The following is a 15,882-nucleotide window of genomic DNA, read 5'->3' on the forward strand; positions in this document are numbered from 1 at the left end:
TTTCAGTACCACCTTCTCATTTTGAAATGGGGACTTACGCACATTCATAAATAAGGGAATAAAAAAGATACCTTCCTTTTTATTATTCATTCAAATAATAAAAAAAGGTATCTTTATGTTCTTTATTGGTGTCAAAAGGTAGTTTATTGGTGTTTACGAAGTGAATGTCACAATATACCAAAAAATAAAAAACATTGATATATCAGTATTTCCCCTCTTAATTCGTTACTTTATGTTCAATGCGAAGCTTATCTGCAACCATCGCGATAAATTCCGAGTTCGTTGGTTTTGCCTTTGTCATGGATACTGTATATCCAAATAATTCTGAAATAGCATCGATATTTCCACGACTCCAAGCTACTTCAATAGCGTGTCGAATCGCACGTTCTACCCGACTAGCTGTTGTGTTATATTTTTTAGCGATATCTGGATAAAGCACTTTTGTTATTGAACCTAATAATTCGATATCATTATATACCATCGTGATTGCTTCTCGTAAATATAAGTATCCTTTGATGTGCGCCGGTACACCGATTTCATGAATAATACTCGTAATACAAGCATCTAAATCTTGTTTTTTATCAACATATACACTACTACTCCGACTTGGCGTATTGATAAATGAAGATCGATAATTCGCGCCATCACTAGTAGACGATAATTTGCCCGCTACTTGACGAATTTGACTTGCTAAACTTTCCATATCAAATGGTTTTAGCATAAAATAAGATGCTCCTAATTCTACTGCTTTTTTCGTTACATCTTCTTGTCCAAATGCTGTTAACATAATTACATTTGGTTGTGCATATTCTTCCGGATTTCGTTTCATTTTTTGTAATACTGCTAGTCCGTCCAAATGAGGCATAATAATATCTAATACTAAAATTTCCGGTTTTGTTTTCTTTAATAGTTCCAAACATTCTTTTCCATTATATGCAACGCCCATAACTTCCATATCCTCTTGTTTGACCATAAATTCTTTTAAAAGGCGAATTAATTCCCGATTATCATCTGCTAAACATATTTGGATTTTAGACACTATTTTTCCTCCTCAACACAACTTGCCATTATTTTTCACTTTAAATATTTTCGACAACACGATTAGAAACCCTTTTACATTTTCAAAAACTACCCATTTGACCTATGTGTTTATAAACTATTGTAACAAAAAAAGCGAGAGGAGGGAACTTTATCCCGCCTTTCGCTGTATAATTTCCTTTTCTTCCTGTGTTTCACGCAACATCCATTCAATTTGTACACCATATCCACTTGATGGATCGTTTACAAACACGTGTGTCACAGCTCCGACTATATGCCCATTTTGAATAATTGGACTTCCACTCATCCCTTGAATAATACCACCTGTTTTTTCTAATAAACGTTCATCGGTTATTTTAAGAACCATCCCTTTAGGATTTGGTACTTTTTGATGGGTGACATTTGTAATTTCAATCTCAAAAGCTTCTACCTTTTCTCCTTCAATTACTGTTAACATCGTTGCCTTTCCTTCTTTTGGCGTAGAAATTGGCAAGGATTCCTGAAACAAAGGTTGTTCCGTTGGATATTCTAATTTCCCAAATATACCATATGGACTGTTTTTTTCAATGGACCCGATTTTAACATCACGCATCGAAAGCTCTGCTAACTTTTCCCCAGCTTTCCCTTGCTGCCCTTTTTCAATCGCGGTTACGGTTGAAAATAATAACTGCCCATCTTTTATTTTTACTGCTTTTTTCGTATCGATATCCGTAATAACATGACCTAATGCTCCGTATTTTTTTGTTTGTGGGTCGATAAAGGTTAATGTTCCTATTCCTGTTGCAGAATCACGTACAAATAAACCAATTCGAAATCCGTCGTTTTTCTCATCCTTTACTGGCTTTATTTTTACATGTAATGTCTCACGGTCGCGCTGAAGCGTCATCATAACAGGCACACCACTTTCTCCTGCTTCATTGACAAATTGTCGAACATCATGCATTTTTACCACTTTTTGTTTATTAACATGTGTAATGACATCGCCAATTTTAATTTTTGCCATTTCTCCTGGAGAAATACGTGAGCCATTTTGATCAAGAAAATGATATCCCACGACAATAACACCTGCTGTATTTAATTTAACTCCAATTGAATGGCCACCGGGAATCAATCGGACAGAAGATGTTGTTTTTTCTTTTGCTTCGATTGGCAAGACGGTTGAAGCTGGCGGTACTGGATATAATAAGGCAAGGAGAAATACCATTAAAACAAAGAATCCATGTATTTTTTTCATCAGCCACTCTCCTCGCTATAGAGTGCACAAAAAAAGGTGTGCAGTCATAATTTGACCTACCACCTTTTTAATTATTACAAAATCGCATGGGGAATGGATTCCTTATTTGGTTTTCTTTTTAAATTCATTCGCTAAATCAAGTAATTCTTTCGCATGTTGTTTCGTTAGTTCGGTCATTTCTACTCCGGAGATCATCCGACCAATTTCTTTTATTTTTTCGTCTTCTACTAACGGTTGGACTTTCGTTTTCGTCCGCCCCTTCTCTTCTTGTTTCGAAATATAAAGATGAACATCACTCATAGCAGCTACTTGTGGTAAATGAGTAATACATAGCACTTGCGAACCGTTGGCTAATTGGTACATTTTTTCGGCAATCGATTGAGCGACACGCCCACTTACACCTGTATCGACTTCATCAAAAATAATTGATGTCGTCCCTTGATTTTTCGATAAAATAGATTTTAATGCTAACATAATTCTCGATAATTCTCCACCAGAGGCAACTTTTGCCAATTCTTTTAAAGGTTCCCCTGGGTTTGTAGAAAGCAGAAATTCACACCGATCAATACCATTGCGGGTAAAATGTACATGCTCGCCATCAATCACTGGATCTTTCGTTGTCGCTTCTACTTTTTCAAAACGAATATCAAAACGCGTTTTATCCATATATAAATCTTTTAATTCTTGCGTAATGTCTTCTATTAGTTGTTGGGCTGCTTGTTGTCTACGTTCTGTTAGATTTTTAGCTTCTAAAATTAAATCTTGTGCCACTTCTTGGCATTCTTCTTGGGCACGACTTACATGTTCTTCTCGGTGAAGTAATGTATCAAGTTCATCTTCAATTTTTGCTGCATACTCTAAGATTTTCGCAACACTTTCCCCGTATTTTCGTTTTAATTGATTTACTTCATTTAAACGACTTTCGATGACATTTAAACGATTCGGATCAAATTCTAACGTATCTAATTCATTCCGTAATGTATAGGTTAACTCTTCAACGATAAAATAATGATTGGAAATTTGTTCATACCACTGTTGAAATTTTTCATCCATTGTACTGATTGATTCTAACTGACTCATTGCGTGTGATAACCAATCTAATCCTCGATTATCTCCATATAACGCATTATACGCATCGTGGATTCCTTCAAAGATTTTTTCATAATTGGCTAACCGTGACTTTTCGTGAAATAATGCTTCATCTTCATTTGGAACTAAGTCTGCTTTTTTAATTTCTTCTAATTGATATTGTAATAAATCAATTCTTTGGGCAACTTGTTGTTCATTTTCATTTAATTGCATTAAACGACGGGTTAATTTTTGATACCGTTCAAACAACTGTCGATATTCTTCTAATGCTCCAGATAAGATGTCTTTTGCATATTCATCAAGCAAAAACAAATGACGTTCTGGTTGCATCAAATCTTGATGCTCATGTTGCCCATGTATGTCAATTAACGATTGACCTACTTCACGTAATATCGCAATCGTTACCATTTTTCCATTAATACGACAAATACTTTTTCCGGAATCGGAAATATCTCGTCGTAAAATAATGGTATTTTCTTCTGCGTCAATTCCGTACTGTTTACAAATTTGCAAAGCTCTATGTTCCTCTTGAACAAAAAATAATCCTTCAATTTCTGCTTTTTTCGCCCCGTATCGAACGTATTCAAAAGAACCACGTCCGCCGGCTAAAAGACCAATCGCATCAATAATAATCGATTTTCCAGCTCCCGTTTCCCCGGTTAATACGGTCATTCCTTTTTCAAACGATAATGTTAATTGATGAATAATAGCAAAATTTTTAATCGATAATTCAAGCAACATTTTTTGTCACCTTCTTTATAGCATGTTTAAAAACCGTTGACAAACCGCTTCTGTTGTTTCCTCTTCTCGACAAATAATTAAAATCGTATCATCTCCACAAATCGTACCTAACACTTCATCCCAATCTAAATTATCAATCAATGCGCCAATCGCATTGGCATTACCAGGCAATGTTTTCATGACAAGTAAATTTTTTGCTTGGTCAATATGTACAAATGCATCCATTAATGCGCGTTTTAATTTTTGTAATGGATTAAATCGTTGATCACTAGGTAAACTGTATTTATACCGTCCATCAATCATCGGTACCTTGACTAAATGCAGTTCTTTTATATCTCTAGAAACCGTTGCTTGTGTAACGTTATACCCTGCTTCCTTTAATCGTGCTACTAGCTCATCCTGTGTTTCAATATCAAAATTGGATATAATCTCTCTAATTTTAATATGTCGCTGTCCTTTATTCATTTTTTCACCCCAAAAATCATACTTATGTTCATCTTATCGAATTTTTACTCATTTGTACAACTTTTTATGAATAAACATGCATTTTTTATATTTACCATATACTGTATGTTTCATTTCTTCCTTCTTATTTAACGAATATTTATTTGAACTGCTTTAAACGTTATCATTCTTACAATTCAATTATTCCTCCTCCAATCCCTTCTATCCATTATTAGGTACAAAATAAAAAAGAGTACATCGGTGTACTCTTTTACTATGTCTTTCTTAAATGTTCGTGCGCAGTATTTACTAACGATAGGACGTCTATTTCATGATCTACTTGCTCATTTGCTTGCCATTTCACATGTGCCAAAAATTCAATATTTCCATCTCCACCCGTAATCGGAGAATAAGAAATGTCACAAACCGTATACCCTTCTTGTTTTGCAAATTGGATAAAGGATTCAATAACACGAACGTGCACAGTTTTATCACGGACAATTCCTTTTTCGCCAACCTCTTCCCGTGCAGCTTCAAATTGTGGCTTTATTAATAAAATACAGTCACTATTCGGAAAAAGCATTGTTTTTAATACCGGTAAGATTAACTGTAAGGAAATAAAAGAAACATCTACCGTTGCAAATTGCGGCAAGCCTTTTTCAAGTTGTGCAGCAGTCATGTAGCGAAAATTGGTCCGCTCTAACACGACTACTCGTTCATCTTGGCGTAATTTCCATGCCAATTGATTATATCCGACATCTACTGCATATACTAATTTTGCTCCATTTTGAAGCGCACAATCCGTAAAACCACCCGTTGAAGCACCAATATCAATCATCACTTTATGTTGAACAGTGACTGGGAAAACACGTAATGCCTTTTCTAATTTTAAACCGCCCCGTCCGACATAAGGAAGCGTTTTTCCTTTTACTTTAATCGAAACAGTGTCCGCTACTTTCGTTCCAGCTGTATCCACCCTCATGTCATCTGCAAAAACAATCCCAGCCATAATTGCTCGTTTTGCTTTATCTGTGGTTGGAAAGTAGCCTTGTTGCACAAGCCATTCATCAATTCTTACTTTTTTCATTCCTTACGCCCTCTGTTCTTTGGACGGCACCATTTGTTGTACTCGCTTTTTAATTTCTGTGACGGTTAACCCAATTTCCTCATATAATTCAGGAATACTTCCATGCTCAATAAATCGATCTGGAATCCCAATTCGCTCTATTATGGTAGATGGACTATTTTCTTCTTCCAAAAATTCTAATACCGCACTGCCAAATCCACCTTCTAACGCATGTTCTTCTACCGTTAATAGTGGAATGTTTTCACTAACAAGTTGACGTAACATTTTAGAATCAAGCGGTTTGATAAAACGAGCATTAATCACCCGTGCAGAAATTCCTTGTTCCATTAACTGTTCCCGTGCTTCTAATGCTAATGAAATCATCGTACCAAATGTTAAAATGGCGATATCTGAACCATCTTCCAATACTTCCCACGTCCCGATTGGAATTTCTTTCAATGTGTCATCCATCGGAATTCCTAATCCATTCCCTCGTGGATAACGTACAGCAATTGGACCATCATTATATTGTAATGCCGTGTAAAGTAAATGCTGTAATTCATTTTCATCTTTTCCCATTGCGATTACCATGTTAGGGATATGGCGTAAATAACTAAGGTCAAAAACGCCTTGATGTGTTTCACCATCAGCTCCGACAAGACCAGCCCGGTCAATTCCAAAAACAACATTTAAGTTTTGACGACAAATGTCATGGACAACTTGATCATAAGCTCTTTGTAAAAACGTAGAGTACACAGCAAAAACAGGTTTCATCCCTTGAGTAGCTAGTCCACCCGCAAGTGTTGTCGCATGTTGTTCGGCAATTCCGACATCTACCATGCGATCTGGACAGGCTTCTTGGAATATGTCTAACCCAGTACCTCCTGGCATAGCAGCTGTAATCGCAACAATTCTCGGGTCTTCTTTTGCAATTTTCACCAATGTTTCTCCGAAAACTGCACTGTATCCCTTTGGACCAGGTTTTTTCACTACTTCTCCAGATTCAATCTTATATGGACCTAATCCGTGCCATGTTCCGACTTCATCATTTTCTGCTGGTTCGTACCCTTTTCCTTTTTTTGTAATTACATGTACTAATACCGGTCCTTTTGTCTTTTTTGCATAACTTAAAGAGGCTTGTAATTCCTCAAAACTATGCCCATCAACTGGACCTAAATACGTAAAACCTAAATCTTCGAAAAACATTCCTGAAACGAGTAAATATTTTAAGCTATCTTTCACGCGTTCTGCTGCATCCGCAATTTTTCCGCCAAAGGCCGGTATTTTCCGTAAAATAGATTCTAATTCTTCTTTGGCTTTTTGGTATTTACCAGCTGTTCGTAATCGGCCTAATACATTATGAAGAGCTCCAACATTCGGGGCAATTGACATTTCATTATCATTTAACACAACAATTAAATCTCGTTGTTCATGTCCAATATGATTTAACGCCTCAAGCGCCATGCCTCCAGTTAAAGCCCCGTCACCGATAATGGCAACAATGGATTCATCTGTTTTTTTCAAATCTCTTGCAACAGCCATTCCCATCGCAGCAGATAAAGAAGTAGAACTGTGCCCCGTCTCCCAGATATCATGTTCACTTTCATTACGTTTTGGGAAACCACAAAGCCCTTTGTATTGGCGTAATTGGTCAAATCCACTAGCACGTCCTGTTAAAATTTTGTGTACATACGCTTGATGCCCTACGTCCCAAATTAATTTATCTTTCGGGCTATTAAATAATTTATGGAGCATTATCGTTAATTCTACTACCCCTAAATTCGGACCTAAATGGCCGCCAGTAACCGACAATTTTTCAATTAAAAATTTACGTATATCAACAGCAAGATTCGTCAATTGTTCTTGATTTAATTCTTTTAAAAACGACGGACTGTTAATTTTTTCGAGATCCATGATTTTTTCCTCACTTTCATCTCGAGTAATCAATACCTCATGTTTATACTTTTTTATACCGGTTTCATCATACCAAATAAATACTCATTTGAGAAATCATTTCCCCTAAATTAGTCGAAAACGTGAAAATTGGCACTATCTTTTTATGATCTCTTTTTCCATTCTTTGTCCATCATAAGAACAAAAAAGCCGATATTTCCAGCGAAAACTATTCGTGGCATGTTCGGCTATTGGTATATTACATAAAACTTTTGTAAATCGTTTCTGATTTTTATCAAAAAATGCGGAGATGAGCTCATTCAACGATGAACTAAAAGTCGAATACCGAAAGAAGTTCTTTTTACTTCTGTAGAGCTTTGACTTATAGCAAAAGTCGTTCATTCATCCTAGCTACATTAGGGATTTTGTCCTCTCCTTCATGTTTTTCGGTACTTTATCTTAACATTTTGAAATAGGATTTTCTTCCCATTAAGAAGGATAAAATGGACAACGTACTATTTTGCGATTGAATGACTATTCTCCTATATAACAGGTTGTCATTTTTTATTCTTTGTTATAATACAAATTATACAAATTTTTATGGCTGTTGTCTATTTTTACGAATTACGTGTCATCACATAATCTGCAAGATTCAACAAATATTGATCATGAATCTTTGCTTTTTGGATGCTTTGTTTTGCTTCTTCGATATATTCATACAAGGTTTGTTTTGCTCCTTGTAACGTGAGCAACTTCGGATACGTACTTTTTTCTTGTTCATCATCGCTTCCGACATGTTTTCCAAGCGTTACTTCGTCCCCTTCCACATCCAAAATGTCGTCTTTAATTTGAAATGCAAGTCCAAGACTTCTTGCATATTGGTGAATATATTTCATTTGTTGTTCCGATGCACCTGCTAATAACGCTCCAGATTCAATACTAAAAGCTAATAAATCTCCCGTTTTATGAGTATGGATATATGTTAACTCTTCTAGAGACACTTGTCTTTTTTCCGCTTCCATATCGACTATTTGACCTGCAACCATTCCTTCAGGACCCGCTGCTTTAGCAAATTGTTGAATAAGTTGTACTTTCATTTCAGGTGCAATGTTTTTACTTTCCGCAATCACTTGAAAACTAAAAGTTAATAACCCATCCCCTGCTAAAATCGCCGTTGCTTCCCCAAACTTCACATGATTAGTAGGCAGATTACGGCGAAGCTGATCATCGTCCATTGCTGGTAAATCATCATGAATTAAGGAATACGTATGGACCATTTCAATGGCACAAGCAACATCAAGACCAATCAAAGGTTCTTTTTGAAACGCATCTAACATCGCTAAAACAAGAACAGGTCGTAATCTCTTTCCACCTGCTTGTAACGAATAACACATCGATTCTTTTAATGGTATTGGAATCATTTTATGTTCAAAATATGTCGGCAATGCTTGTTCAATGATGTTTCTTTTTTCGTGTAAATATTCTTTAAAAGAAAGATGCGCCACGATTATTCTTCCTCCTGGATAGAAAACGGTTCTGTTGTACCATCCTCTTTTAAAATTTCGTCCATTTGTTTTTCTACCGTTTGTAATTTATCATGACAAAACTTCGACCACTTCATGCCATCTTGAAAAAGCTGAATGGCTTGTTCTAACGGAACATCACCAGCTTCAAGTTTAGCAACAATTTGTTCTAATTCCTGCATTGCTTCTTCAAACGATACTTGTTGTTCTTTTTCTGTTGTCAATGGACTTCCTCCTTTTTCTCTACTTGTAACACCTGACATTGTAATGCACCATCTGATACTTTTACAGTGACATAATCATTTGTGTTTACTTGATTTACGGAACGAATAACGTTCTTTCCTGCTGTATACGAAAGACTATAACCGCGACTCATAATGTTGAGTGGACTTAATAATTGTAATTTGTTCAAAAGTGTATCATACGCATGCATATTTTTTGTAATGTTTACATTTGCCGCATTTACTAATGCTTCGTTTTGATGATTGATTTTTTCTTTCATCCGTTCAATTTGTGTTTGCGGATGATATTGTTCGACCTGTTGTTTATATGAATGTACCATTGTTTGTTTCCGTTCTACAAAATAGTTCATGGCACGCCCTAAATCTGTGTAAAGCCGATCTAGGCTTTGTTCTTTTTGTTCTATTAATTGTTGTGGATAGCGGAATGCATACGACGATTTTATTTGTTCGTATCTTTTTCTTTCATCGACCAGTTTTTTACGCATCGCTAAACGTAAACGAGCGGTTCGGTCGATTGTTTTTTCTAACAAATCTCGTACGTGCGGTACAGCCATTTCTGCTGCCGCTGTTGGTGTAGGGGCACGTAAATCTGCAACAAAATCACTAATCGTATAATCTGTTTCGTGTCCCACTGCAGAAATAACTGGGATAGTAGAAGAAAAAATGGCACGTGCCACTTTTTCTTCATTAAATGCCCATAATTCTTCAATCGAACCACCGCCACGTCCAACGATTATCGTATCAAAATATCCTAATGCATTCGCTTTTTCAATTCCTTCAGCAATGGAATCTTTTGCGTAAATCCCTTGAACCATCACTGGAATTAACGTTAACTTACACAATGGATATCGCCGTTTTACCGTAGTGAAGATATCGCGAATCACCGCTCCTGTTGGAGAAGTAATAACCGCAATATGTTTCGGATAAAGTGGAATGCTTTTCTTGACATTCGTATCGAACAATCCTTCTTTTTCTAACTTTTCTTTTAATTGCTCATATGCTAAATATAAATTTCCTATCCCGTCGAGTTGCATTTCTTGGATATAAAATTGATATTGGCCAGTTGCTTCATACACGGAAATTTTCCCTCGAACGATTACCTTCATTCCGTCTTCTGGATGAAACGTTAAATGGCGATTATTTCCTTGGAACATGACTGCATTCATTTTTGCTCCTTCGTCTTTTAAAGACAAATACATATGTCCACGAGAATGCCATTTAAAATTTGAAATTTCACCTTTCATCCATACTTCTTGTAAATGAACATTTTCATCGAATTGACGTTTGATGTACTTTGTTACCGCTGTTACAGAAGCAATCATAGAATGATTAGCCACGATTATTTTGCTCCTCGTCTTTTTGCCGATAAAATGGTGTTATGTAAAAGCATTGTAATAGTCATTGGACCAACGCCACCAGGAACTGGAGTAATGTAGGAAGCTTTTTCTTTCACTTCATCAAAGCGTACATCTCCACATAATTTTCCTGTTTCTAATCGATTTACACCAACGTCAATTACAATCGCGCCTTCTTTCACTTCGTCCGGACCAATTAAGTTTGGTTTTCCAACTGCCACAATTAAAATATCTGCTTGTTTTGTAATAGATGCACGATCTTTTGTACGAGAATGCGTATACGTTACAGTTGCATTTTCATTTAAGAATAACTGACCAACTGGTTTTCCAACAATATTGCTTCGTCCAATCACCACTACGTGCTTTCCTTCAATAGGAACGTTAATACTTTTTACCATTTCTAAAATTCCAAATGGTGTACAAGAAATGAAGCACTCTTCTCCTAATAGCATTTTTCCAACGTTCATCGGATGGAACCCATCTACATCTTTCTCTACTACAATACGATGGATGACTTTTTGTTCAGAAATGTGATCAGGTAATGGCAGTTGAACTAAAATACCATCTACTGTATCATCTTCATTTAATTGATCAATGATAGATAATAATTCTTCCTCTGAAGCGGTTGCTTCTAATTTAATTAATTGCGATTCGATGCCAACTTCTTCGCATCCTTTTTGTTTTCCTTTAATATAAGAAATAGAAGCGGGATTGTCACCGACTAAAACAACGACTAATTTTGGTGAAATGGCTGTTTTTTTTAATTGTCCTACTTCTTGCTTCATTGCTTCTCGTTTATTTTTGGCAAGTTCTTTACCACTAATAATGTGTGCTGTCACTTCAATGTCCCCCTAATAATTTATTTTTTTATTTCAGTTGCTTGAATAATGCTCGATAATACTCCGTTAATAAAGCGACTAGATTCATCTGTTCCAAATGATTTTGCCAGTTCAATTGCTTCGTTTAATGTCACATTAACGGGAATATTCTCCATATATAATAACTCATAAACCGCCATTCTTAAAATAGAACGATCAATATTTACTAATCGATCTAATGCCCAATTTTTTAAATGTTCAGAGAGTAACGCATCGATTTCTTGTTGTTTTTCACATGTTCCAAAAACAATTTCCTCTAAAAAGGCATCTTTTTTTTCTCCATCTAATACGTTTTCTATCGCAATTTGCGGACTTTCATTACTTAAATCAATTTGAAAAAGGGATTGTAGAGCTTTCTCACGTGCCATTCGTCTACTCATATTCATACAATAAAACTCCTTTATGGATAATTCTCTTACATATGAAATAATAGCATAAGACAAAGTCCCATAACAGCAAACCATGAAAAAAAAGGGGGATATCCCCCTTTTTCTTGTTTTTTTTATTCTGTTTGTTCAGAAAACTGCACACCTGTAATGTGGACATCGATGGACTTTGGTTCAAGAGATGCCATTGTTTCTAATTGTTTCCGGACATGATTTTGAATTTCGACACCTACTTTAGGAATCGACACCCCAAAGTCTACCATAACAAAAATGTCAATCATAATCCCTTCGTCGGTAATTTCCACTTTGACACCTTTGGAATAATTTTTACGGCCTAATTTTTCCACAACACCTTCTGCAAAAGTAGATTTTAATTCCGCCACCCCTTCTACTTCTTGCGTCGCAATAGCCGTAATCACTTCAATGACTTCCGGTGCAATTTCGATTTTCCCTAATTTCTCTTTCCCTTCGTCATGTTGAGTCAAAGCATTTCACCTCTGGATTTGATTTTATTTTTCTTCGTCGTCCATTACATTGTACGTTTCTAAGAATTTCGTATTGAACTCTCCACCAACGAACACTTCATGGTCGAATAAACGAGAATGGAAAGGAATTGTCGTATTCACACCATCGATTTCAAACTCGTCAAGTGCACGTTTCATACGAGCAATCGCTTCTTCACGAGTATCACCAAATGTGATTAACTTTGCAACCATTGAATCGTAGAATGGTGGAATAGAATATCCTTGGTAACAAGCAGAATCGATACGCACGCCAATACCACCTGGTGCTAAATATGTATTAATTTTACCTGGTGATGGCATGAAATTTTTGTACGGATTTTCCGCATTGATACGACACTCAATAGCGTGACCTTTTAATTGAACATCTTCTTGTTTAAGTGTTAATTCTTCACCTGAGGCAATACGAATTTGCCATTTTACAAGATCTAATCCAGTTACTTGTTCTGTTACTGGATGTTCTACTTGGATACGAGTATTCATTTCCATAAAGTAAAATGTTCCTGGAGCTGAATTATCGTAAATAAATTCAATTGTACCGGCACCTGTATAGTTACAAGCTTTTGCTGCATTTACAGCCGCTTGACCCATTTTTTGACGTGTTTCTTCTGTTAACACTGGTGAAGGTGCTTCTTCTACTAATTTTTGCATCCGACGTTGGATTGTACAATCACGTTCACCTAAGTGAAGAACATTTCCGTGCTCGTCCGCTAAAATTTGAATTTCAACGTGACGGAAGTCTGTAATACATTTTTCAAGGTATACATCTGGGTTACCAAATGCTGCTGCTGCTTCTTTTTGTGTAATGTTCATCCCTTTTACTAATTCTTCTTCGTTGTTACAAATCCGGATACCTTTACCGCCACCACCAGCAGTTGCTTTAATGATTACTGGGTAACCGATTTCGTTTGCAACTTCAATTGCATCTTCTACACTTTTAACAAGACCGTCAGAACCAGGAACAGTAGGAACTCCTGCTTTCTGTACTGTTTCTTTCGCAATATCTTTAATACCCATTTGCGTAATCGCAGCGGAAGAAGGGCCAATAAATTTAATGCCGTTTTCTTCACACATTTTTGCGAAATCTGCATTTTCCGCTAAAAATCCATAACCAGGGTGAATACCATCTGCTCCAGATCTTTTTGCTACTTCTAACACTGCTTCTTTTTTTAAATAACTTTCAGATGAAAGACGTGGACCCACGCAATAAGCTTCATCTGCTAGTTTTACGTGTAAAGAGTCTCGGTCTGCATCTGAATAAATAGCTACGCTTTTAATGCCAAGTTCTTTACAAGCTCGAATAATACGAACTGCAATTTCCCCACGATTGGCAATTAGCACTTTTTTAATCATTTTATCGCCGCCTCTTATTCAGGTTTTACTAGGAATAATGGTTGTCCATATTCTACAAGTTGTTCATTTTGAACTAATACTTCAACAATTTCACCTTTAACTTCTGCTTCAATTTCGTTGAATAATTTCATTGCTTCTACGATACAAACGATAGATTCTTCATCTACTTTATCGCCAACTTTAACATAAGCCGGTTGATCTGGAGATGGTGATGCATAAAATGTACCTACCATTGGTGAAGTGATTTTCACTAATGAAGGATCATCTACATTTGCACTTGGAGCTGCTGGTGCAGGTGCTTCTTCTTTCACAGGAGCTACTTCTGCTTTTGGAGCTGCTGGTGCTACTTCTTTCGCAGGAGCTGCTGGTGCTACTGGTGCTTGTGGAGCTGCTACTGAAATAACGTCAGCTGCAACAATTTTCTCTTTATTTCTTTTAAGTGTAATTTTTGCACCATCAAGTTCGTACTTGAATTCATCTAAGTTAGATTGGTCCATTAACTTGATTAGTTCTCGGATTTCTTGAATTTTTAACATTTTTTTACCCCTTCTCCTATAGTTTTAAACAGACACAATTAGTGGTATGAACTATTACAGATAAGTAAATATAAATTGTAATAGTACAGCTTATATTCATGCTACAACAAAAGTAAGAAAATTTAAAGAACTTTTCTACAAATTCTTAAAATTAATCACAAAAAAATAGAAAAAACAACAAAATATCAACTAAAAAACGTAAATAAGGTGACATATATTCGCGGATAAGTCCTTTTTTATACTATTTTTTGAAACAAAAGAAAAATTATCTACCACTTTTTTTGGAGGAGGTTTTTGTTATTTCTTTGTGATTCTGTATCACAACACAACAAAAAAGGTTAACACTTTATTTAGCGTCAACCTTTCATATCGAATTTATTCTTCCTATTTACACTTTTAAAAGAGTCTTACTTTGCTTGATATTCTACCGCTACATTTTTATGTCCTAATTCATCCATCGCAATAATCATTAAATGATCTGCTTCTTTTTTTGTCAGTTGATTCGATTTAACAATAATTCTAACTTGGTCCCCGTTGGTCGATACTAATGCATCTTCGTATCCTTTGGAGCGAATGAGCGACTCTAACATCGTTTCTTTTTGAGCCACTTCTTGTAGTGCTTCCATTTTTTGATAAGCATCATTTTTAATTTCTGCAGGCGTTTCATTAGAAGCAATCATTTGTGTATATTCTTCTTTCATTTGGCTACGATTTCCATCTCTTTCTAAACGTAATGTTTGAAAGACATCATCTTCGTTCGTCGCTTCTACCGATTGTTCTTGTGGCTCTTCTTTTGTTTGTTCCGTTGTTTGTTCTTCTTTTGTATCTTTTTCTTCTACCATTGGTTTGTCTTCTTTTTCTTTTAATGTCTCGATATATGCTTCGTTTTCTTTTTTTCGTTCAGGGTCTAGCATGTAATAAGCAGATAAAATCACCATTAAACTTAACATTGTCAGCAACCAAATCGTTTGTTTTCTCACCATTTCTCGCACTCCTTTTTACTTTTCTTTTGGTAAAACTGAAATCCGATGCGACCCTACATTTAACGTTCGACTGACAGCTTCTATTACCATTGTTTTTATTTTTGGATTTTCTACTCCTTTTGCTACAACCAGGACCCCACGCACTTTCGGTTGATCTTCACGAATAATAAACGGACGTTCTTCTCCATTCGTTTTTTCTACGACAATTTCGTCGTCAATAGAATGATCTTCAATTTCCCTTTTTCCTCCTTTTTGATCTGTTTCAATTGTTTTTTGTGTTTTTTCTTTTTTATTTTTTTCCACCACTTGCGTATCCATCGCTTCTAATGTAATTAACACCGTTACATCGCTCACGCCTGCAATTTCTTCTAATGTTCGTTGGAGTTTTTCTTCATAAAAATCTTCGTACTTTTGTACGTCATTCCAATCCTGCTCTTCTTTTTTATTTGGGGAATCTGTTGGAAACATAGATGCTTGTTCCACTTGATTTGGCATAATTGTTGTACTAATCATAAAAAGAAACCCAAGACCAAACAAAATAATGATGGTTGTTTTTTTTTTCAAAAAATGGACAAACGACTCGCTTTTGATCATTTGGAC

16 protein-coding genes are annotated in these 15,882 nt (G+C 35.9%); all 16 read right to left on the bottom strand.

The window, feature by feature from the left end; genetic code table 11:
- Positions 1–217 precede the first annotated feature (217 nt).
- A complete protein-coding gene (gene spo0A / locus BN1372_RS08320; protein WP_062198485.1) occupies positions 218–1,039 on the bottom strand; it encodes a sporulation transcription factor Spo0A in 822 nt (273 codons plus the stop codon).
- Between the two features lie 150 nt (positions 1,040–1,189).
- The gene (spoIVB, locus tag BN1372_RS08325; RefSeq protein ID WP_062198487.1) at positions 1,190–2,272 is read right to left on the bottom strand and encodes a SpoIVB peptidase; all 1,083 of its coding nucleotides are present in this window, start codon (positions 2,270–2,272) and stop codon (positions 1,190–1,192) included.
- Between the two features lie 102 nt (positions 2,273–2,374).
- A complete protein-coding gene (recN, locus tag BN1372_RS08330) occupies positions 2,375–4,102 on the bottom strand; it encodes a DNA repair protein RecN (protein ID WP_062198489.1) in 1,728 nt (575 codons plus the stop codon).
- Between the two features lie 15 nt (positions 4,103–4,117).
- The gene (gene ahrC, locus BN1372_RS08335; protein WP_062198491.1) at positions 4,118–4,567 is read right to left on the bottom strand and encodes a transcriptional regulator AhrC/ArgR; all 450 of its coding nucleotides are present in this window, start codon (positions 4,565–4,567) and stop codon (positions 4,118–4,120) included.
- Between the two features lie 253 nt (positions 4,568–4,820).
- The gene (locus tag BN1372_RS08340; RefSeq protein ID WP_062198493.1) at positions 4,821–5,633 is read right to left on the bottom strand and encodes a TlyA family RNA methyltransferase; all 813 of its coding nucleotides are present in this window, start codon (positions 5,631–5,633) and stop codon (positions 4,821–4,823) included.
- A gap of 3 nt (positions 5,634–5,636) precedes the next feature.
- Positions 5,637–7,526 (bottom strand): 1-deoxy-D-xylulose-5-phosphate synthase, encoded by a 1,890-nt coding sequence (dxs, locus tag BN1372_RS08345; protein ID WP_062198495.1) that lies wholly within the window; start codon positions 7,524–7,526, stop codon positions 5,637–5,639.
- Positions 7,527–8,122: 596 nt separating this feature from the next.
- Positions 8,123–9,010, bottom strand: coding sequence for a polyprenyl synthetase family protein (locus tag BN1372_RS08350; protein WP_062198497.1), 888 nt, complete (start codon positions 9,008–9,010; stop codon positions 8,123–8,125).
- Positions 9,011–9,012: 2 nt separating this feature from the next.
- The gene (locus BN1372_RS08355) at positions 9,013–9,252 is read right to left on the bottom strand and encodes an exodeoxyribonuclease VII small subunit (RefSeq protein ID WP_267902250.1); all 240 of its coding nucleotides are present in this window, start codon (positions 9,250–9,252) and stop codon (positions 9,013–9,015) included.
- A complete protein-coding gene (xseA, locus tag BN1372_RS08360) occupies positions 9,249–10,592 on the bottom strand; it encodes an exodeoxyribonuclease VII large subunit (protein WP_062201209.1) in 1,344 nt (447 codons plus the stop codon). Before xseA ends, BN1372_RS08355 begins: the two co-directional genes overlap by 4 nt.
- 17 nt (positions 10,593–10,609) lie before the next feature.
- Positions 10,610–11,464, bottom strand: a complete 855-nt coding sequence (gene folD, locus BN1372_RS08365; protein ID WP_062198499.1) for a bifunctional methylenetetrahydrofolate dehydrogenase/methenyltetrahydrofolate cyclohydrolase FolD — start codon at positions 11,462–11,464, stop codon at positions 10,610–10,612.
- Positions 11,465–11,484: 20 nt separating this feature from the next.
- Positions 11,485–11,883, bottom strand: coding sequence for a transcription antitermination factor NusB (gene nusB / locus BN1372_RS08370; RefSeq protein WP_062201212.1), 399 nt, complete (start codon positions 11,881–11,883; stop codon positions 11,485–11,487).
- Positions 11,884–12,005: 122 nt separating this feature from the next.
- On the bottom strand, positions 12,006–12,374 hold the full coding sequence (locus tag BN1372_RS08375; RefSeq protein WP_062198501.1) for an Asp23/Gls24 family envelope stress response protein: 369 nt from the start codon (positions 12,372–12,374) through the stop codon (positions 12,006–12,008).
- A gap of 24 nt (positions 12,375–12,398) precedes the next feature.
- On the bottom strand, positions 12,399–13,763 hold the full coding sequence (gene accC, locus BN1372_RS08380) for an acetyl-CoA carboxylase biotin carboxylase subunit (protein WP_062198503.1): 1,365 nt from the start codon (positions 13,761–13,763) through the stop codon (positions 12,399–12,401).
- 14 nt (positions 13,764–13,777) lie between these two features.
- A complete protein-coding gene (gene accB / locus BN1372_RS08385) occupies positions 13,778–14,299 on the bottom strand; it encodes an acetyl-CoA carboxylase biotin carboxyl carrier protein (RefSeq protein ID WP_062198505.1) in 522 nt (173 codons plus the stop codon).
- 407 nt (positions 14,300–14,706) lie between these two features.
- Positions 14,707–15,282, bottom strand: coding sequence for a SpoIIIAH-like family protein (locus BN1372_RS08390; protein WP_062198507.1), 576 nt, complete (start codon positions 15,280–15,282; stop codon positions 14,707–14,709).
- Positions 15,283–15,297: 15 nt separating this feature from the next.
- Complete coding sequence (spoIIIAG, locus tag BN1372_RS08395; protein ID WP_062198509.1) at positions 15,298–15,876, bottom strand: stage III sporulation protein AG; 579 nt, start codon at positions 15,874–15,876, stop codon at positions 15,298–15,300.
- Positions 15,877–15,882: the final 6 nt, after the last annotated feature.

The organism is Massilibacterium senegalense (genome assembly GCF_001375675.1).
Classification (GTDB): Bacteria; Bacillota; Bacilli; order Bacillales; family Massilibacteriaceae; genus Massilibacterium; species Massilibacterium senegalense.

Excerpts from the sequence above, each read along its gene's own strand:
- spoIVB (WP_062198487.1), bottom strand. The coding sequence starts at position 2,272 with ATGAAAAAAATACATGGATTCTTTGTTTTAATGGTATTTCTCCTTGCC.
- recN (WP_062198489.1), bottom strand. The coding sequence starts at position 4,102 with ATGTTGCTTGAATTATCGATTAAAAATTTTGCTATTATTCATCAATTA.
- ahrC (WP_062198491.1), bottom strand. The coding sequence starts at position 4,567 with ATGAATAAAGGACAGCGACATATTAAAATTAGAGAGATTATATCCAAT.
- BN1372_RS08340 (WP_062198493.1), bottom strand. The coding sequence starts at position 5,633 with ATGAAAAAAGTAAGAATTGATGAATGGCTTGTGCAACAAGGCTACTTT.
- dxs (WP_062198495.1), bottom strand. The coding sequence starts at position 7,526 with ATGGATCTCGAAAAAATTAACAGTCCGTCGTTTTTAAAAGAATTAAAT.
- xseA (WP_062201209.1), bottom strand. The coding sequence starts at position 10,592 with ATGATTGCTTCTGTAACAGCGGTAACAAAGTACATCAAACGTCAATTC.
- nusB (WP_062201212.1), bottom strand. The coding sequence starts at position 11,883 with ATGAGTAGACGAATGGCACGTGAGAAAGCTCTACAATCCCTTTTTCAA.
- accC (WP_062198503.1), bottom strand. The coding sequence starts at position 13,763 with ATGATTAAAAAAGTGCTAATTGCCAATCGTGGGGAAATTGCAGTTCGT.
- accB (WP_062198505.1), bottom strand. The coding sequence starts at position 14,299 with ATGTTAAAAATTCAAGAAATCCGAGAACTAATCAAGTTAATGGACCAA.
- BN1372_RS08390 (WP_062198507.1), bottom strand. The coding sequence starts at position 15,282 with ATGGTGAGAAAACAAACGATTTGGTTGCTGACAATGTTAAGTTTAATG.
- spoIIIAG (WP_062198509.1), bottom strand. The coding sequence starts at position 15,876 with ATGATCAAAAGCGAGTCGTTTGTCCATTTTTTGAAAAAAAAAACAACC.